Origin of the sequence: Clostridium sp. FP1 (assembly GCF_011065975.2) — a bacterium.
GTDB lineage: Bacteria > Bacillota > Clostridia > Clostridiales > Clostridiaceae > Clostridium_AD > Clostridium_AD tagluense.
The window spans coordinates 4,454,001-4,472,390 of sequence record NZ_JAAMNJ020000001.1 but is presented as its reverse complement, the minus strand read 5'-3'; the positions used below and the strand labels follow the sequence as shown (position 1 = coordinate 4,472,390).

The following is an 18,390-nucleotide window of genomic DNA, read 5'->3' as shown; positions in this document are numbered from 1 at the left end:
AAATAGGGGATGATTGTATGAATAATTTCAATATAGGCCTTAAAGATGGTAGACACATTTTAGTAAAGCCGGGAACTATATTAAATGATATTATTACAGATAATAGTTTATTAAATGATATACCAGTAGTTTTAGGTAAGGTTAATAATAAACTGTATGAGCTAGGAGAAATTATAACGCAAGATGGTAATTTTGACACTGTGGATATTAAAAGTAGAATTGGAATGATGACATACGTTAGAACCCTTCAGTTCGTGCTAATAAAGGCAGTTTTTGAACTGTTTCCTACAGCTAAAATTTCTATCGAGCATTCACTAAGCAAAGGCTTATTTGGAGAAATCCATAAGACTAGTGCATTAGATGTTGATGATATATATGATATAAAAAACAAAATGAGTGAAATAATAAAAGCGGATATTCCTATAAGAAAGATAGCATTGTCAAAAGCCAAAGCAATAGAAATTTTTAGGGGATATAATATGCAAGATAAAGTTAAGCTTTTAAAGTACGTTAACTCAGAAGAAGTAAAGCTTTATGAATTGGATGGAAGATATGACTATTTTTATGGACCAATGGCTTATTCAACAGGAGTATTAAAAACATTTGATTTAATATACTATGAGCCAGGGTTTATATTAAGATATCCCACCTCTGAGCAGCCAGATAGAATTCCTAAATTTCAAAAACACGAAAAACTAGCTAAAGTATTTTATGAAGCGGAGCAATGGGGAGAAATATTAGGTGTTGGAAGTGTTGGTGCACTAAATGATGAAGTAGTAAATGGTGATATTGTTAATTTAATTAGAGTGGCAGAGGCCCTTCATGAAAAGAAAATAGCTTATATTGCGGATATGATTCATCAAAGAGAAAAGGTGAAATTAGTGCTTATAGCAGGACCATCTTCCTCAGGGAAAACTACTTTTTCAAAAAGGTTAGGTATTCAATTAAGAGTAAATGGCTTAATACCAATATTTATTTCTTTAGATGATTATTTTGTTGATAGAGAAGTTACTCCAAGGGATGAAAATGGTGAATATGATTTTGAATCTATATATGCTTTAGATTTAGAGCTCTTCAACGAGGATTTAAAATTATTACTACAAGGCACTGAGGCCGATATACCAAGTTTTAATTTTAAGACAGGAAAAAGGGAATGGCATGGAAATAAGATTAAAATGCCTGAAAATGGAGTTTTGATTGTAGAAGGAATACATGGATTAAATGAAATCTTAACTGCTTCCATAGCTAGGGAAAGTAAATTTAAAATATATATAAGTCCATTAACACAGCTTAATTTGGACGACCACAACAGGATTTCTACAACAGATGTAAGAATGACACGAAGAATAGTTAGGGATTATTTATCTAGAGGATACGGCGTTGAAGATACACTGAAAATGTGGCCTTCTGTAAAACGTGGAGAGGAAAAAAATATTTTTGTATTTCAAGAACAAGCAGATGCAATGTTTAATTCCAATGTAGTCTACGAGCTTTGTGTACTTAAAAAAATTGCATTAGCTGAGCTTAATAAAATTGGAGCGGATAGTCCAGTATATTATGAAGCAAGCAGATTAAGAAGCTTTTTAAATTTCTTTGTAGATGTAGACAAAGATTTAGTACCAGATAATTCAATAATCAGAGAGTTCACTGGTGGAAGTTGTTTTTATCAGTACTAAGATAGGAAATTTCATACTTATCAATCAGTTACTATTTTAAGAACAGATGAAGGTTATGCATGTATGATAAATTTAATACTTACTATAGAGTAACAAAAGAATAAGATATGTTAAAGTGTGACAAAATAATTGTGAATTGTTTTGTATTGTGCAGAGACGTAAAAGGAGGATAACATGAAAAACTATAGTGTTTTTGATATATTAGGTCCAATTATGGTAGGGCCATCAAGTTCCCATACAGCTGGTGCGGCGAGGCTTGCCAAAATTGCGTCTATAATTGCAGGGAAAAATATTGCATCTGTACAATTTGTTTTACATGGGTCTTTTGCTAAAACTTATAAAGGTCACGGATCGGATAGAGCATTGGTGGCAGGAATTTTAGGAATGGATCCTTGGGATGATAGACTTAAGGAATCCCTTCGCATAGCTAGTGATCAAGGGCTTGGCATAGAGTTTATCGAAGGGGATTTGGGGGATGTTCATCCTAATACAGTAAAGCTTATTATAACAAAAAAAAGTGGGAGAAAAGTTGAAATTATTGGTTCATCTGTTGGAGGGGGAAATATTTTAATCTTTGAAGTTGATGGTGAACCAGTTGAATTTACAGGTAATTATCCAACAATTATAATTAGTCATAAAGATACTCCAGGTATGATTTCAAAAGTAAGTACCATATTATTTAATGAAAATGTTAACATAGCGTTTATGAATGTGTATAGAAATAGCAGAGGGTTAAAAGCGGCTATGGTATTTGAAACAGATACCGTAGTGCCTAAAAAGGTACTAGATAAAATCAAGGACTTGGGATACATTTACAGTATAAGAGAAATATCACCGATAAAACAGTAATAATAATTGTTATCTACTAAATGGAAACCACAAGGAGGCAATAATTGTGTTTGTAAACAAAGGAATAGAACTTTTTAATATATGTAAGCAAAAAAATATATCAATTTGGGAATATACAATAAGGCGTGAAGAAGAAAACAGTGGGCTTTCACGTATGGAAATTATTGAAAAGATGAGAAAAAATCTAAATATAATGAGAGAAGCTGCAGAATATGGACTTACAAATGAAACTAGGTCAATAAGCGGTTTAATAGGTGGGGATGCAATAAAACTAAATAGGTATGCCAGTTCCAATAATACATTGACAGGTGAATTTATGGTAAAAGCAATGGCTAGAGCTCTCTCATGCTCCGAAGTGAATGCAGCTATGGGCAAAATAGTTGCTGCACCTACAGCGGGATCTTGTGGAATACTTCCAGCAGTGATTATTACAGCTGGAGAGAAGTTAAATAAGACTGAAGATGAGTTAATTAATGCCTTATTTACTGCTTCAGGCATAGGAATTATAATAGCTAAAAATGCTACATTATCAGGAGCAGAAGGTGGATGCCAGGCTGAATGCGGGTCAGCAGCTGCTATGGGAGCCGCTGCTGTAGTAGAAATGATGGGTGGTACTCCTGCAATGGCAATGGATGCAGCTGCTATTGTGATAAAAAACATATTGGGATTAGTTTGCGACCCTGTTGCAGGACTCGTTGAGGTGCCTTGCGCTAAACGAAATATAGCTGGAGCTGTAAGTGCATTAACCACTGCAGACTTGGTTATGAGTGGTGTAACTAGTAGAATACCTTTTGATGATACAGTAATTGCTATGTATAAGGTAGGCAAGCAATTGCCTTGCGAACTTAGAGAGACTGCTATGGGTGGTCTTGCAACTACGCCTACAGGCCTTACACTTTCAAAAGAAATACTAGGAAAATAAAATGTAAATAATTAAAAAATCAAAGAGGGATATCCCAAATGGGATGTCCCTCTTTTTTAAGTAACCTTTAAAAGCATAATGAATAGAATAATAAAGAAGATAGCTAATTAAATGGAGGAGTAGAAGTGCAATTAAATGATAGCAAAACAGAAAAAAATCTTCTTAAAACTTTTGCTGGAGAGTCAAGAGCTAGAAATAAATATACATTTTATGCTGAAAAAGCGGAGAAGGAGGGGTATGAGTATGTAGCATCTATTTTCGAAGCAACTGCAAACAATGAAAAGGCTCATGCAAGAGAAGTTTTTAATAGATTTCTTAAGATGAACAAAAGTACAGCAGAAAACTTGATGGATGCTGCAAAAGGAGAAGCTTTTGAAACCAACAAGTTATATAAACAATTTGAAAAAGAGGCCAGAGAAGAGGGTTTTACGGAAATTGCAGATTTCTATAAAGAATTGCAGGAAGTAGAAGAAAGCCATGAAATGAGGTATATGAAAATATATGAAAATCTAGTGTCGGGCATGATGTTTAAACGAAATAATGAAGTTAAATGGCAGTGTATGAATTGTGGATATATCCATGTAGGAAAAGAAGCACCACTATTTTGCCCTCTATGTAAGTTTCCAAGAGCTTACTTTAAAATATACTGCGAAGACTACAAATAGGAGGAGTGAATATGATAATTTATTATCCCACCTACTATTTAGTACCAGTAATACCTGCAATATCAATAGACGAGGATGAATATCGCCATGGTCATAGCCAGGAATATCATTCTGGATTTCGATTTAATATGGACCAAAATGAAGTGCATAACACATACAGAAATATAGATGAAGATATTTTTGGAGAGGTTGATGAAGAATACGTAAATGAAAGTACAAAATAATGATTGTTTGGTGTTTTGAATGAAAAAAACCTATATTGTTGTATTTATTGTAATTGCCTTAATGTTTATAAATACTTCATCAAGTTTAGCAAATACAATAATATATTCATTAGCCATAGTTCCATTAGCTATTTTACTTGGAGATCAAACTACTAGAATATCAGATTATATAGGGCAAAAAAAAGGAGGACTATTAGCAGCCACAGTGGGTAATGTCCCAGAGCTTATGATGGGAATATGGTCAATAAAGTATGGTATGGTACCCTTGGTTCAAGCCTCTTTAATTGGTTCAATTATAAATAACATGCTTTTAGGTCTTGGCATTGCAGTAGTATTTGGAGGATTTAAGTTTAAAGAGCAAAACTTTAGTAGTATAATAGCGCGAACGAATTTCAATATGTTATTACTAGCCATGTCTTCTATGGTTGTTATAGCTACATTAAATAGATACTCTGTAGTTATGGATTCGGTGATTATATCAATAAGTGTGAAAGTTGCTGTTTTACTCATAGGTATTTATATCTTAGGACTAGTATTCTCATTATATACTCATAACAATCTGTTCGTAGTTAGTGAATATAGCGAGGAGAAAAAAAGTACTGTGAATAGGAAAGTAATTGAAAGTGCAATAACTTTAATATGCATATCTGTATTACTCTATTTTGTAAGTGATAAGCTAATTTATAATATTAGAGATTTTATAAAACACTATAATATATCTCAAGAGTTTATAGGTATTATTCTAATCCCATTTTTAGGGAATATAGGCGAAAATGTATCTACTATAATGTGTGCAATGCAAAACAAAGTGGATATGAGCTTAGAAACAGCCATAGGGTCAAGCATCCAAATTTCACTTTTTGTTACCCCTGTGCTTGTTATATTTTCTTGTTTTATGGGTTTAAATATGACGCTTTTATTTCCAATTTTTCATATAATAATGTGTGGTATAGCAGTAGGAATGTCTTTTTTAGTTTTTCAGGATGGAAAAACCTATTGGTTGGAAGGTAGTATTTTAATTACTTCCTATATGATAATTACTTTAGCATATTATTATATTGTATAGGGAAATTAAAAAAAATACCTTTGGAATCTTCCACTTGTTATTTATTTTCCTGCGTCTGTGCATAATTTAATTTTTACAATAATATAATTAATGAATATCAAAACTAAAAGGTGATTATTTGGCACATAGAAGAGTAATTCAAAATTATTACAATGATATAAATAATTTAGCGGAAATATTAACTAAACTAGTTAGTTCTTACAGGCTATTAATAGGTGGAGCAGATGAATTAAATAAAATTGCACTGTCTAAAAAAAGTGAGGTTAAGGATGCACTTAAAAGAGCAGACAATTTGGGAGACATTATAGATGAAGCAATAAAGGTATTAGATGACGCCAGTTTTAGCTATATGTCTTACTGCAAAATGAAAACAGAAGTTATGAAATGCAAGCTTCAAATAGAGTATATAGAAACGGAGATTGACGAGGATTTAAAATTAAAAGATTAGGGTACTTGATATTAAAAAGTGTGAGAAATTTCTCACACTTTTTTTATTTGAAATTTACTTATCATAAGATAAGATAGGATAAACATTATAATAATAGTAAGTGGAAAATTATGAGGGGAATTTAAAGTTAATAGGGCATAGAGTGCTACAAGCATTCCAGCCATGGTAATGGGGATTCCGGTATAAACATCATCAAATTTAGAACAGTTATATCGTGCTAGTCTATATGCACCAGCTACAGGGTAAACCAAAAAGACAATATAAGATAAGTAGCCTAGTGATATGAAATTATATAAATTAAATATAAGCATTGAAGGTGCAACACCAAAAGATACTAGATCTGCTAATGAATCTAATTCTTTCCCTAGCTCACTAGATACTTGTAATAAACGCGCTACTTGGCCATCATATCTGTCCATAATGCCAGCGAGTAGTATGAAAATGACAGATAACATGTAATTAGCTTGAAAAGTCATAAGTAAGGATAATAAACCAAAAATTAAATTCCCAAAGGTTAGAATATTTGGGATAGAACTTCTCTTCACTGTGCATCACTCCTAAAATAATAAAATTGAACTATAAATTTAGATATTATATTAACATATATTTTATAAAAATCATCTTTTTAATTATACATCATTTCACAATAATTTTTAAGTATGAAAAGCATATATTTTATTAAAACATTACATATATAAAAAATATTAATATTAATTTTTCTTTATGGTTAAAATAAAAAGAATAATAATTGTGCAGACTTTAAAAACCTAATAAGGAGGATAATAAAATGAAAATTTCTGAAATAATGACTAAAGACGTTATAAGTTTATCCGTAGATGATACAGTGGAGCATGCGGCAGGACTTATGAAGGAGCATGATATAGGATCCATTCCTGTAAATACAAATGAGAAAATAGTTGGAATTGTAACGGATAGGGATATAATACTTAGAGGTGTTGCAGAAGGTAAAGACTTAAAAATTCAAAAAGTTAGAGAAATTATGACCTCGAATCCAGTTGTAGGAGATGAAAATTTAAATGTTGATGATGCAGCTAGGATTATGAGTGAAAGGCAAATAAGGAGATTACCAATAGTAAGTAACAATATATTAGTTGGAATGTTGTCCCTAGGAGATTTAGCAGTAGATCCAAATCTTAGGCAAGAGGCGTCAGGGGCATTAAGTGAGATTTCTATTCCTTGCACACCCAATATTTAAAAATAACTAAAAAAAGTCCACAGGAAAATGTGAATCTTGTGGATTTATATTTAAAGAGTTATAATAATTAAATAAATTGTTAAAATTAAGGGCAATAGGAGAGAATGCAATGCATAAAGTAAAATTTATTTATAATCCATTTTCTGGAGAAAATACTATAGCATCAGATTTAGATAGAGTAATAATGATTCATCAAAAATATGAACATATAATAGTGCCACATAGAATGTGCTATGAAAATCCTATATCAAACGCTTTTTTTGATATAGATAAAAGTTACAGATATATTTTAATAGCAGGTGGAGATGGAACTGTAGATAATGTAGTTAATGAGATGAAAAAAAGAAATATTGATTTGCCAATAGCGATTCTTCCTTCAGGCACTGCAAATGATTTTGCTAATTATTTAGGAATGCCTCAAGATGTTGAAGAAGCCTGTGAGCAAATATTAAAAAGTAAAGTGAAAAAGATAGATATAGGAAAGATAAACCACAAATATTTTCTAAATGTAGCCAGTACAGGATTATTCACAGATATATCACAAAAAATGGATGTAAATCTAAAAAACACCATAGGAAAACTGGCATACTATGTAAAAGGAATAGAACAGTTGCCTAATTTTAGAAAATTGAAAATAAAGGTTGATTCAGATGAAGTTTCTTTTGATGGAGATATGTACTTAATGTTAGTATTTAATGGACAAACAGCAGGAAATTTAAAATTTGCATATAAGGCTAAAGTAGACGATGGACTTTTAGACGTAATTATAATAAAGGCTGGAACTATGAAAAACATATTAAATGTTTTTATTAAAATGCTTCGAAGTGAGCATCTAGAAAATGTGGATGGTATTATTTACTTTAAGACTAATAAATTAGAAATAGAATGCTTTGAAGACATTGTCACAGATATAGATGGCGAAAGAGGGCCAGATTTTCCACTTCTTATAGAATGTGAAAAAGGTGGGATATCTATATTAGGTGCTAAAATATAGTTAGGTACATCAAAATAAACAACAAGCACACTGCCTTGTTATTTATTTTGATGTGCCTTGGCATATTTTCAAAGCGAAATTAATAAATATTAACAGTAGCAACTTTAGGGAGAGTATATGAATGAGTATATATTTTTTACTGCTGTTAGTAATGGCTGTTTTATTATACGGAGGTATAATTTCTAGTTTGACTTATGCACCTAAGAAAATCAAGATAATAAGTGCCATAGTTTTGAGTTTAATGGCCTTTAGATATGCAGCTTTAGTAATCCTTTTTACTATTAAAAATCAAAGCTATTTGTATTTATTAAAACCTTTGGTATATGCAAATTTATTGTGCATACCTATATGTGGCATCCTTTCAGTTTTAATTTTTTCTAGGAATAATAAAATAAAACTCAAAAAAATTTTATTTGTCTGCGCTATGATAGGTATAGCCTATTTCATAGTTATATATAAGTCATCTGCAAACATTGATATATCAAATAACTGTGGATATATTATGGAATTACAACTAGAACTTTATTGTTATATTGTTCTACTTATAATAAATTCAATTTTCTTCATCAAAGGTATAAAGTTATATAATAAAATTTATGCAAACAAACTAGGGGCTTTGTTAATAATGATAGCTTCTAGTATCACATTACTATCTGTAGTTATAACCTCAATAAATTCAAATTTTCCAATGATACTTCTAGGGGATATTTCTTGGATAGTAACCATAGATTATGGTTTAATAAAGTTTAAAAGGTGAAGTTTATATATTGTATAAAAAAAGCATATAGGGCTAGGATGAGTCCCTAGCCCTACATGCTTTTTTTATTTTTTATAATTTTTGCTTCTTGAAAATTTAGTATTACCACTTATCTTTAAGGGTCTTGGTGGTATCAAGGATTTTTTATCAAAACCAATTAAATCTTCTCTATGAGCTTTTATTAGAGCTTCTTTTACAAGGTTATAGTTTTCTGGATTTTTAAATTGTAGCAAAGCTCTTTGCATATTTTTTTCTTTTTGCTCATTTGGAACATAAACCTTCTCTTTGGTGAAAGGATTAATTCCAGTGTAATATATTGTAGTAGATAAACTACCTGGTGTTGGATAAAAGTCTTGAACCTGCTCTGGAGTGTAGCCCATTTCTTTTATATATTCTGATAATTTAATTGATTCTGCAAGGTCCGATCCAGGGTGGCTTGACATAAGATAGGGAACCAAAAATTGATTTTTATCCAGTTTTTTATCTATTTCGAAATATTTTTTTACGAAACGATCATAGACTTCTTTTTTTGATTTACCCATTTGATCTAGTACCTTGTCACTAATGTGCTCAGGTGCTACTTTTAATTGCCCACTAATATGATGCTCACATAGCTCTTCGAAAAACTTAGTGTTTTTATCAAAAATCAAATAATCATATCTTATTCCAGAACGAATAAAAACTTTTTTAATATTTGGGAGTATTCTAACCTTTCTTAATAAATCCAAATATTCAGTGTGATCAATAATAAGATTTTTACAAGGTTCTGGATACATGCATTGTTTATCTTTGCACACACCTACTTTTTCTTGAATCTTGCAAGCTCTATGTCTAAAATTTGCAGTTGGACCGCCAATATCGTGAATGTATCCTTTGAAATTCTTTAAGGTTGTTAAAAGCTTCGCTTCATCTATAATGGAGTTTTGGCTTCTATTTTGAATGACTCTACCTTGATGAAAGGTTAATGCGCAAAATGAACAACTACCAAAACAACCTCTATGGCTTGTTATAGAAAATTCAACTTCATTTATGGCAGGAATACCACCTTTAGCTTCATATATAGGGTGATAGGTTCTCGTATATGGCAGATCATAAGTTATATCCATTTCATTTTGAGTTAGTGAAATTTGAGGAGGGTTTTGTACTACGAATCTATCATTATGCTTTTGCACTACGGTTTTTCCTCTTATATCATCCTGCTCCAAGGATTGTAATTTGTAACTTTCTGCATAAGTGTTTTTATCAATGCTCACAGCTTCAAAAGATGGAACCTCTATGAAATCTTTAAGTTTTCCAATTTCTTTTGAAGCATAAACTGTCCCTCTTAGAGAAGTCATTTTATCTATGGTCATGCCATACTTGAAAAGATTAGCCATTTCAATTATAGTTTTTTCTCCCATACCATAGATTAGTAAATCGGCTTTAGCATCAATTAATAAGCTGCGCCTTACCTTATTATCCCAATAATCATAATGGGCAAATCGCCTAAGACTTGCTTCTATACCACCAATAATAATTGGAACATTTTTAAAAGCCTCGCGAGCTCTATTACAATACACAATTACTGCTCTATCAGGTCTGTGGCCCATTTCGCCACCAGGAGAATAAAGGTCTGTATGTCTTTTTTTCTTTGAAGTGGTATAATGATTAACCATAGAATCTATATTACCAGAATTTACAAGAAATCCGTATTTAGGCCTTCCAAGTTTTCTAAAATCAGTAGCGTTTTCCCAATTAGGTTGGGCTATAATACCTACAGTAAAGCCTTGATGTTCTAATGTTCTTCCAATTATAGCAGTTCCAAAGGAGGGATGATCAATATACGCGTCCCCTGTAATTATTATAAAATCTAATTGAGATATATTTCTTTCTTTTAAATCAGCCATACTAATAGGTAAAAATTGTTTGTTTATTTTCATATAATCCTCCAAAACAGATAAGTTTAAACTAAAGTTCATTGAACTTAAAGTTCTTTTTCTTCTGTTAAATGTATTTAAGGCACACTGGAATAAATAAGCGCATTTTTACTTATTATTTATTTTTATGTGCATAGTAATATTAACATAACTATTGAAAAATATGAACTATAAAAGCTTATAAATATTAAAGTGCTATTACAAAAGGAAGAAAATGAAAATATTATCTGTATTTTAAAGAAATAATGAGAAATAATGAGAAATAATGATAGATAACTTACTTGGTCTACTTAAATGAGTATAATGGACAAATCTAATTGAATTTCTCTTTTTTAGTTGCATTTTGAAGTATTTATAATATAATTATATAGATAGAATATTTTCTTTGTATATAATTAATATATACAAATCGTATAATATGTGAGTCTAAATCTTATAGGTGGTGAAACTAAATGGAAAATGGCCCTCGGATTAGAAGGTCAAAATTAATTCTAAAATTTAATATTAATATGCAGAGAAATTGTTGTATTAGAAATTAATATAGTTTTAATATTGATTAAAAATCAATGGGTTATTAATTGTGTTTTGATATTTCTCTGCAAAAGAGGAGGAATATTCATGGAAAAAGTTTCTGAATTTTTTTTAAGTAAAGTGCTCAATCAAAATGTGTATGATGAACTTGAGGATAATATTGGTAAGTTGTTTGATATTTATGTTACTACGCAGCAGGGATATCCAAGAGTTATAGGATATAAAATCAAAAAAGGAAGAGAAATTTTTAATTATGAATTTAGAAATATTGATATATGTAAAGAGGATAAAGGACTAATGCTACGAGTAAGGGGAGTTAAAGATATAATTCCTAGAAAGTTCTCTTACCTTTTATCTAAACATTTATTGAACAAACAAATAGTTGATGTTAATGGTAAGAAAGTGGTTAAAGTTAATGATCTAACCATGAATAAGATTGGTGGAGAAATAAGAGTTGTAGCCGTAGAATCGGGTATTATTGCAGCTACGAGAAAATATAAATTAGATGGAATAACTAGATTTTTATATGATATATTGGGTAAAAAGCCTAGAGAGAATAGTATAACCTGGGAAAGTGTTCAATCTTTAGAAATGGTAGCCGATAGTCTAAAACTAACTGAGCCCTACGGGAAATTAACTAAGCTCCATCCAGCAGATCTTGCGGACATTTTAGAGGGGCTAGATACAGAGGCACGAAACAAAATTTTTGAGAGCTTAGATAAAGATTTAGCGGCAGACACCCTAGAAGAACTACAACCAGAGGTTCAAGCAGATATTTTAAGTACTATAAACAACCTACGGGCACAAGAGATTTTAGATGAAATGCCCAATGATGAAATTGCAGATATTTTAGATGAAATGAAGGAAGTTGACGCAGAAAAAATTCTTTTGAATTTTAATAAAGAAGATGAAGAAGAAATTAGAAATCTTATGGAGTACCCAGATGAAGTTGTAGGGAGCATAATGAATAAAGATTTCATATCTTTTAATGTAAATATTACAGCCAGTGAAACTATAGAAATTCTAAGGGAACTTAAGCCAGAAGATGAAGTAATACATTATATTTATATTGTAGATGAAGATGAAAAACTTCAAGGTTTTATTTCACTCAGAAATTTAGTCCTATCAGCTCCAGTTCAGAAATTGAAAGACATTATGGATGATAAAGTTATTAAAATAAAAGATTGTCAAGATATTGAGGATGCTATTGAAGTGGCATTGAAATATGATTTAATTTCGCTGCCTGTAGTGGATCTAGACGAGAAGTTATGTGGAATAGTAATTATGAATGATATAATTGAAGAACTATTGTCTCCTAGATGGAAAAGGAAACTTAAAAAAATTATTTAAAAATACACTGTACTTTAATTAGTACAGTGTATTTTTTTTTGGATTTAGCACAAACTAATGTTGTTGATAAAGACTATATATTAGGTACATGAAAATAAATAGCATACTGACTTGATAGTTATTTTCATGTGCTCCAATCTAAGGAGGAATATTTTGAAGATTAATAAACACTTACTCAAAAGATGCAGCGCGGTGGTTATGACTATCTTAATTGCATATTTTGCAAGTGAAGCTTATTTTAATATTTCTAGTATGAAAGTTATGGCACAGGTTTATAAATATGGGTCACGAGGTGAACAAGTTAAACAAATTCAAACTAAACTAAAACAATGGGGATACCATAATGATAGTGTTGATGGAATATATGGCTATAATACATATCTTTCTGTTAAGTCATTTCAAACAAGCAACGGACTTAAAGTAGATGGAATAGCGGGAAGTCAAACACTTGCAGCCATGGGCATAAACCCTAGTAAAGAAGGTTCTAGCGAAACAGCTTCCGGTCAAAATGTAACAAACAATAAGGATGTGGATTTAATGGCTAGACTCATAAATGGTGAGGCTAGAGGTGAACCTTATGAAGGGCAAGTGGCGGTTGGAGCAACAATTTTAAACAGAACAAGAGATGCAAGATTTCCATCTACCATAGCAGGAGTGATTTATCAACCAGGGGCATTCACAGCTATAGTAGACGGACAAATAAATGCAAAAATTGAAGAAAGCTCTATAAGGGCTGCAAGGGATGCAATAAATGGATGGGATCCCTCTGGGGGAGCAGTATTTTATTTTAATCCTGCAACAAGCACTAATAAGTGGATTTGGTCACGGCCACTTATAAAAATAATTGGTAAACATAGATTTTGTAGTTAATTAACAGAAGTGAAATCCACAATAAATATAAAATTACAAAATTTTATATTTATTGTGGATTTTATTTCTGATATTTAAAATATAAAATTTTATTTTGTAAATAACATTAGTATTATTCAAATTATGTTATAATATTTCTATATATTTCTAAATATTTTACATAAAAACTTGTAAAATATGCAACTAAATATCAATAGCCACGTATATTAATCGATATGTTTTTTTAATAACTAGTTGTATTAAAATTAACAAATTTAATGGGGGTACTTCTTAATGCAAAGCAAGTTCGAACAGCTTTATGATATGTACTATGATTGCGTGTACAGATATATTTTTGTTTCTGTAAAAAATAAATGGAACGCAGAAGATATAATTGCTACAGTATTTACTAAAATATTTGAAAATGAAGATAAAATTACTGATGTAGAAGCAAGTAAAAATTGGATTTTTCGTATAGCTCATAATACTATCATAGATTTTTATAGAAAAAACAGTAAAGTCATCCCTATAGAAAGTTTTTTGGACAGAGGGGATGAAGATTTTGGATATGAAGATATTGTTATCAAAGATGAGTTTAATGGAGTGAAAAAAATAATTGATGGGTTACCAGAAGAAACAAAAAAAATGCTTTATTTAAGATTTTATGGTGGTCTTAAATTTAGAGAAATTGCAGAAACAGTAAATGTAGCAGAAAATACTGTTAAGTCAATTATTTCAAGGGCTATAAAGAAAATTAAGAAAAATTATGAACATAGTTTAGGAGGTGATGTAATTGGTTAGCAATGAATTTCATGTAGAAAAATTATTGTGTAAGGATGCAGCAAAGATTGTTATTGATGAGGAGTTTAAATATGATTTAAAAAATAGAATAATGTTTGGAGATAAATACAACAATATTACAGAACTACCTAAACGTAAAAATAGCTTTAAACAAAGCAAATATTTTAAAATTGCTTCAGGCTTTATAATTTGCGTATTTGTAAGTGGAACAATATTTAAGGTTATAGATATTCCAAGTAAAAATATATTTGCAAATAACGAAGAAAAATCTGATTTTATTATGCCGATAAGTAGTGAAAAAAACTCAGCAGGCAACAAAAGTCAAAAAACAAATTTCCTACAACCTAAAGACGCAGTAGCAATAATTAATAATGGGAACAAGCTACCAAGCATAACAAAAGGTAGTGAAGGGGATACTGCTTATAATCTTTTAGAAAAGTATAGTAAAAAAAATAGTGATGTAGTTAATAGAAACCAAGTCGTGGCCAAGGCTGAAGAGAGTGAAGAGAGTGAAGAGAGCGATGCTAGTATAAATAAAGGCTTAGTTAAAGTCAATAAAAATACTAGTGTTTCAGTAGAGATTGGTGGTCCGGTAAATGTACCTAAAACTGAGAATAAAGAAGCAGTAGTTTCAAGTTTGAAATTCTATGATTCAAGGTATTCCTTAGGTGAGAAGAGCCTAGTTAGTGTTAAGGATGGCGGTATATATGTAAAGGATATAGAGTCTTCAAAAGAGAAAAAGTTAATAGCTTATGATGAGAAGATTCAAATATTTGAAAAGCCTAATTTTACACCAGATGGTGGAATAATTTATTATAAATCAGAAAAGATAACCCTAGAAAATGGCGATATTGGTGAAAAAAATGGAGCAATATATTTATGTGACAAAAATGGGCAAGGATCCAGTAAACTTGTAGATGGAAAAAATCCTATGATATCAAAAGATGGTAAAAAATTAGTTTATGAAACGGAAGGCAAAATATTCATTCTAAGTTTAGCAACAAATAATAAAAGATTTGTGGATAATGGTAAATATCCTGCTTTTTCTGAGAATGGTAACACAATCAGCTATGTAAAGGAAGATAAAGAAATTCAGAATTATGATGCTAATACTGGTAAAAAAGATGTTTATATTCAAAAAACATTTTCTAGCTTATGGATTTTTGATTTAGTGACTGAAGACACCCATAGTTTAACAAATAATGTGGTGAATATTAATGGTGATAGCATTCAATCTTGGGCAGATGCTGTAAGAACTGGAAGTGTTACTAGTGATCTTAAAGTAACCAGTAAATATAGCTACTATGAGAGTATTTGGTCTTTTAATAATAAAGAAATATATGTTATTAGAAAAAACAATGATGCGCAAATGTTCGAATTCATTAAGTTTACATTAGATAAATAAGTGATTAAAATATAAAATTGGTAGTAGAAAAATTTCTACTACCAATTTTATATTTTTTATTCCGCTGAGCAGTATTTAATTATTAGATCTAAAGTACACAATATAGAATCCATATGAGTTCTTTCATAACCATGTGAGGCGAAAATTCCAGCCCCAATTAAAGCTGTCTTTATGTCATAACCAGCTCTTAGAGCTGCTGATGCATCAGAACCATAATTGGGGTAAACATCTATTTTATAATCTATGCTTTCTTTTTCACATATATCTGTTAATTTTTTTCGCATGCTTAAATCATAAGGGCCTGATGAGTCTTTAGCACAAATGCAAACACTATATTCAGAAGAATTTTGATCAAGACCTGGGCAACCCATATCTACAGATACAAATTCTTTAGTTTTTTCTGGCATTGAAGCAGAAGCTCCATGTCCGACTTCTTCATAATTGCTAATAAATATATTAGTTGTATACGGAAGTTCAATCTTATTTTCTACTATGTGTTTTATAGCATAAAGTAGAATTGCCACTGAAGCTTTGTCATCTAGGTGCCTGGATTTTATAAAACCCTTTTCAGTAAAGCGTGTTCTCGCACTAAAACAAATAAAATCACCAACACTGATACCTAGTTCTTCAACTTCTTTTTTTGAAGAAATTTTTTCATCAAGAATTACTTCCATATTTTCTGGGGCTCTTTTAAGCTCGCGAGCTTCACTACCACTAATATGTACTGAAGGTTTTGTGCTTTGAATAGTTCCTGTGAAGGTTTTACCATGGATAGTTTCAATGGTGCAATTTTCACCTTCTATTGAATTCATCATGAATCCGCCAATAGGATCTATTGCAAGCGAACCACTAGGATTAATTTTTTTAACCATTGCACCAAGTGTATCTACATGAGCAGATAGTGTTCTTTGGTAATCCTCATTTTTGCCTTTTATGGTAGCCACAACTGCACCTTTATTAGTGGTGAAATGTGGTACGTTTAAATTTACAAGTTCTTCTTTTATATAATCCATGATTTTTTCAGTATAACCGGAAGGACTAGATATTGATAGAATGTTCTTTAAATAGTATTTAATTTTATCCTCATTATAATTCATATTACCACTCCTTAGTGAAGAAATTAGTATAGGCATAATTTTACCATAAAATATGTTAAATTTAAACTAAAAATAATAAAAAAACGGGTATAAAAAAATATAAGCATATAGGAATATTAGTTTGTTTGTAGTATAATATTTACGAGTGGAAAAGGAGAATTTATATGAAGAAAAAAGCAATTATAATAGTAGGAATTTTAATTTTGTTAGGCACGATTATATTTACTAGCTATTCTTATGTTGGAGTAAAACATTGGGATTCTTTGATTTTACCTACAGTTAAAATAGAAAATGAAGATTTAACAGGTAAAACTAAGAAAGAAGCTCAAAAAATAATGATGGACAAGTATTCAAGCCAGGTGATTAAGAAAAAAATAGATATAGTAACTAAGGAGAAAAAATATACCTTAGACTACTCAATGCTTGATGCTAAGTATAATATTAATGAGGCAATAGAAGAGGCATATAGCTATGGAAGAGGCATGAATATGTTTCAAAAATATAAAGCTATAAAAAATCCTGTTTTGAAACAAATAAAGCTAACCTTTAATTATAATGATAAGATTGTTGATCAAATGCTTACGGAGATAGCTAAAAATACAAATAAAAAGGCTGTAAATTCAACCATAACTATGGTTAGTAGTGGTGTATTTAATGTTACTAATGATGCTTCTGGAAGGCAGTTACAAGCGGATATATTAAAAAAAGACATTAAAAGCAAAATCAATGGTGTTCTTTCAGCAGATGTTATAAGCATAGTGGCCCCAGTAACAGAGGTAAAACCTAAAATTTCACAAGCTGCATTAAAGTCAATAAATACAAGAATATCCACTTATACTACGAATTATGAAAGCTCGGCAGAAGGCAGAGCAACTAATATAGGACTATCCACTGAAAGTATTAATGGGACTCTATTAATGCCAGGAGATGTGTTTAGCTTTAATGGGACGGTAGGAGAAAGAACTGCGGGGAGAGGCTATCAAAGCGCAGGTGTAATTATTGGAGATAAAATAGAGCAAGGATTAGGTGGAGGAATATGTCAGGTTTCATCTACTTTGTATAATGCAATACTGGGTACTGAACTTGTTTCTGTAGAAAGAACTCATCATACAATTTCTTCAGGATATATCCCAAAAGGACAGGATGCCACAGTAGATTATGGTAATCTTGATTATAAGTTTAAGAATACCTATAAGTATCCCATATATATTGAAGGCGTTGTATCAAACAGAAACATTTATTTCAATGTTTATTCTAATTCTACATTAACTAACAGAACTTATGAAATTGTGAGTGAAATATTGGAAGTTACTCAACCAAAAACAGAAACAATACAAGATGCAACTAAGTATGAAGGTGAAAGTGAAATTGTTAAAACCGGGTATAATGGATTTAAGGTTAAAGTGTCTAGAAAAACTTATGAAAATGGTAAGTTAGTTGATACGCAGGTAATAAATAAGGATACATTTAACGTTATCAATGGCGTTATAAAAGTTGGTACTAAGAAAAAGTAAACAATAGCTCCTGTAGTACCAAAATAATAGATATATAAAGGAAAACATAACGTTTAATTAATGTTATGTTTTTTCTTATATTATACTTTTGTTAGCATAATATAAGAAAA

Annotated in this window: 18 protein-coding genes; 15 read left to right on the top strand and 3 right to left on the bottom strand. The window is 30.7% G+C overall.

The window, feature by feature from the left end:
- Window positions 1-17: 17 nt before the first annotated feature.
- The 7 genes from G9F70_RS21290 (at window position 18) to G9F70_RS21260 (ending at window position 5,850) form a co-directional block, all read left to right on the top strand.
- Entirely contained in the window at window positions 18-1,676 is a 1,659-nt protein-coding gene (locus G9F70_RS21290) for a nucleoside kinase (RefSeq protein WP_164944089.1), read from the top strand.
- 174 nt (window positions 1,677-1,850) lie between these two features.
- Window positions 1,851-2,525 (top strand): L-serine ammonia-lyase, iron-sulfur-dependent subunit beta, encoded by a 675-nt coding sequence (gene sdaAB, locus G9F70_RS21285; RefSeq protein ID WP_164944090.1) that lies wholly within the window; start codon window positions 1,851-1,853, stop codon window positions 2,523-2,525.
- Window positions 2,526-2,571: 46 nt separating this feature from the next.
- Entirely contained in the window at window positions 2,572-3,447 is an 876-nt protein-coding gene (gene sdaAA / locus G9F70_RS21280; RefSeq protein ID WP_164944091.1) for an L-serine ammonia-lyase, iron-sulfur-dependent, subunit alpha, read from the top strand.
- A gap of 125 nt (window positions 3,448-3,572) precedes the next feature.
- Window positions 3,573-4,112 carry a rubrerythrin gene (gene rbr / locus G9F70_RS21275; RefSeq protein ID WP_164944092.1) on the top strand — a complete coding sequence of 180 codons (540 nt, stop codon included), beginning with the start codon at window positions 3,573-3,575 and terminating at the stop codon, window positions 4,110-4,112.
- 11 nt (window positions 4,113-4,123) lie between these two features.
- Window positions 4,124-4,336 carry a hypothetical protein gene (locus tag G9F70_RS21270; RefSeq protein WP_164944093.1) on the top strand — a complete coding sequence of 71 codons (213 nt, stop codon included), beginning with the start codon at window positions 4,124-4,126 and terminating at the stop codon, window positions 4,334-4,336.
- 19 nt (window positions 4,337-4,355) lie between these two features.
- On the top strand, window positions 4,356-5,402 hold the full coding sequence (cax, locus tag G9F70_RS21265; RefSeq protein WP_164944094.1) for a calcium/proton exchanger: 1,047 nt from the start codon (window positions 4,356-4,358) through the stop codon (window positions 5,400-5,402).
- A gap of 118 nt (window positions 5,403-5,520) precedes the next feature.
- Window positions 5,521-5,850 (top strand): hypothetical protein, encoded by a 330-nt coding sequence (locus tag G9F70_RS21260; protein WP_125006013.1) that lies wholly within the window; start codon window positions 5,521-5,523, stop codon window positions 5,848-5,850.
- A 32-nt stretch (window positions 5,851-5,882) separates the two neighbouring features.
- Here the strand turns inward: G9F70_RS21260 and pssA are convergent, their stop codons facing one another.
- Window positions 5,883-6,395: a CDP-diacylglycerol--serine O-phosphatidyltransferase gene (gene pssA, locus G9F70_RS21255; protein WP_164944095.1), complete on the bottom strand. Its 513-nt coding sequence runs from the start codon at window positions 6,393-6,395 to the stop codon at window positions 5,883-5,885.
- 242 nt (window positions 6,396-6,637) lie between these two features.
- On the opposite strand from pssA, the gene G9F70_RS21250 reads away from it, so the two are divergent.
- The 3 genes from G9F70_RS21250 to G9F70_RS21240 all read left to right on the top strand — a co-directional run bounded on the left by G9F70_RS21250 (window position 6,638) and on the right by G9F70_RS21240 (window position 8,817).
- On the top strand, window positions 6,638-7,066 hold the full coding sequence (locus G9F70_RS21250) for a CBS domain-containing protein (RefSeq protein WP_164944096.1): 429 nt from the start codon (window positions 6,638-6,640) through the stop codon (window positions 7,064-7,066).
- A gap of 109 nt (window positions 7,067-7,175) precedes the next feature.
- The gene (locus G9F70_RS21245; RefSeq protein WP_164944097.1) at window positions 7,176-8,060 is read left to right on the top strand and encodes a YegS/Rv2252/BmrU family lipid kinase; all 885 of its coding nucleotides are present in this window, start codon (window positions 7,176-7,178) and stop codon (window positions 8,058-8,060) included.
- Window positions 8,061-8,181: 121 nt separating this feature from the next.
- The gene (locus tag G9F70_RS21240) at window positions 8,182-8,817 is read left to right on the top strand and encodes a hypothetical protein (protein ID WP_164944098.1); all 636 of its coding nucleotides are present in this window, start codon (window positions 8,182-8,184) and stop codon (window positions 8,815-8,817) included.
- Between the two features lie 65 nt (window positions 8,818-8,882).
- On the opposite strand, the gene G9F70_RS21235 is transcribed toward G9F70_RS21240, so the two are convergent.
- Window positions 8,883-10,736: a YgiQ family radical SAM protein gene (locus G9F70_RS21235; protein WP_164944099.1), complete on the bottom strand. Its 1,854-nt coding sequence runs from the start codon at window positions 10,734-10,736 to the stop codon at window positions 8,883-8,885.
- A 615-nt stretch (window positions 10,737-11,351) separates the two neighbouring features.
- Between G9F70_RS21235 and G9F70_RS21230 the strand changes: the two genes are divergently transcribed.
- From G9F70_RS21230 to G9F70_RS21215, 4 genes are all read left to right on the top strand, one after another.
- Window positions 11,352-12,614 carry a magnesium transporter gene (locus tag G9F70_RS21230; protein WP_164944100.1) on the top strand — a complete coding sequence of 421 codons (1,263 nt, stop codon included), beginning with the start codon at window positions 11,352-11,354 and terminating at the stop codon, window positions 12,612-12,614.
- Window positions 12,615-12,812: 198 nt separating this feature from the next.
- On the top strand, window positions 12,813-13,484 hold the full coding sequence (gene sleB / locus G9F70_RS21225) for a spore cortex-lytic enzyme (RefSeq protein WP_164944144.1): 672 nt from the start codon (window positions 12,813-12,815) through the stop codon (window positions 13,482-13,484).
- 273 nt (window positions 13,485-13,757) lie between these two features.
- Window positions 13,758-14,264, top strand: coding sequence for an RNA polymerase sigma factor (locus tag G9F70_RS21220; RefSeq protein ID WP_125006000.1), 507 nt, complete (start codon window positions 13,758-13,760; stop codon window positions 14,262-14,264).
- The gene (locus G9F70_RS21215; RefSeq protein WP_164944101.1) at window positions 14,257-15,669 is read left to right on the top strand and encodes a TolB family protein; all 1,413 of its coding nucleotides are present in this window, start codon (window positions 14,257-14,259) and stop codon (window positions 15,667-15,669) included. The genes G9F70_RS21220 and G9F70_RS21215 overlap by 8 nt, the downstream gene beginning before the upstream one ends.
- A 56-nt stretch (window positions 15,670-15,725) precedes the next feature.
- On the opposite strand, the gene G9F70_RS21210 is transcribed toward G9F70_RS21215, so the two are convergent.
- Window positions 15,726-16,766, bottom strand: a complete 1,041-nt coding sequence (locus G9F70_RS21210; RefSeq protein WP_164944102.1) for a M42 family metallopeptidase — start codon at window positions 16,764-16,766, stop codon at window positions 15,726-15,728.
- Between the two features lie 164 nt (window positions 16,767-16,930).
- On the opposite strand from G9F70_RS21210, the gene G9F70_RS21205 reads away from it, so the two are divergent.
- The gene (locus tag G9F70_RS21205; RefSeq protein WP_164944103.1) at window positions 16,931-18,280 is read left to right on the top strand and encodes a VanW family protein; all 1,350 of its coding nucleotides are present in this window, start codon (window positions 16,931-16,933) and stop codon (window positions 18,278-18,280) included.
- The last annotated feature ends 110 nt before the right edge of the window (window positions 18,281-18,390 follow it).

What these genes read in the sequence shown, in the direction of transcription:
- G9F70_RS21220 (WP_125006000.1), top strand. Translation starts at nt 13,758, where the DNA reads ATGCAAAGCAAGTTCGAACAGCTTTATGATATGTACTATGATTGCGTG.
- cax (WP_164944094.1), top strand. Translation starts at nt 4,356, where the DNA reads ATGAAAAAAACCTATATTGTTGTATTTATTGTAATTGCCTTAATGTTT.
- G9F70_RS21250 (WP_164944096.1), top strand. Translation starts at nt 6,638, where the DNA reads ATGAAAATTTCTGAAATAATGACTAAAGACGTTATAAGTTTATCCGTA.
- sleB (WP_164944144.1), top strand. Translation starts at nt 12,813, where the DNA reads ATGACTATCTTAATTGCATATTTTGCAAGTGAAGCTTATTTTAATATT.
- G9F70_RS21240 (WP_164944098.1), top strand. Translation starts at nt 8,182, where the DNA reads ATGAGTATATATTTTTTACTGCTGTTAGTAATGGCTGTTTTATTATAC.
- sdaAB (WP_164944090.1), top strand. Translation starts at nt 1,851, where the DNA reads ATGAAAAACTATAGTGTTTTTGATATATTAGGTCCAATTATGGTAGGG.
- G9F70_RS21235 (WP_164944099.1), bottom strand. Translation starts at nt 10,736, where the DNA reads ATGAAAATAAACAAACAATTTTTACCTATTAGTATGGCTGATTTAAAA.
- G9F70_RS21290 (WP_164944089.1), top strand. Translation starts at nt 18, where the DNA reads ATGAATAATTTCAATATAGGCCTTAAAGATGGTAGACACATTTTAGTA.
- G9F70_RS21270 (WP_164944093.1), top strand. Translation starts at nt 4,124, where the DNA reads ATGATAATTTATTATCCCACCTACTATTTAGTACCAGTAATACCTGCA.
- G9F70_RS21205 (WP_164944103.1), top strand. Translation starts at nt 16,931, where the DNA reads ATGAAGAAAAAAGCAATTATAATAGTAGGAATTTTAATTTTGTTAGGC.
- G9F70_RS21210 (WP_164944102.1), bottom strand. Translation starts at nt 16,766, where the DNA reads ATGAATTATAATGAGGATAAAATTAAATACTATTTAAAGAACATTCTA.
- G9F70_RS21245 (WP_164944097.1), top strand. Translation starts at nt 7,176, where the DNA reads ATGCATAAAGTAAAATTTATTTATAATCCATTTTCTGGAGAAAATACT.
- G9F70_RS21230 (WP_164944100.1), top strand. Translation starts at nt 11,352, where the DNA reads ATGGAAAAAGTTTCTGAATTTTTTTTAAGTAAAGTGCTCAATCAAAAT.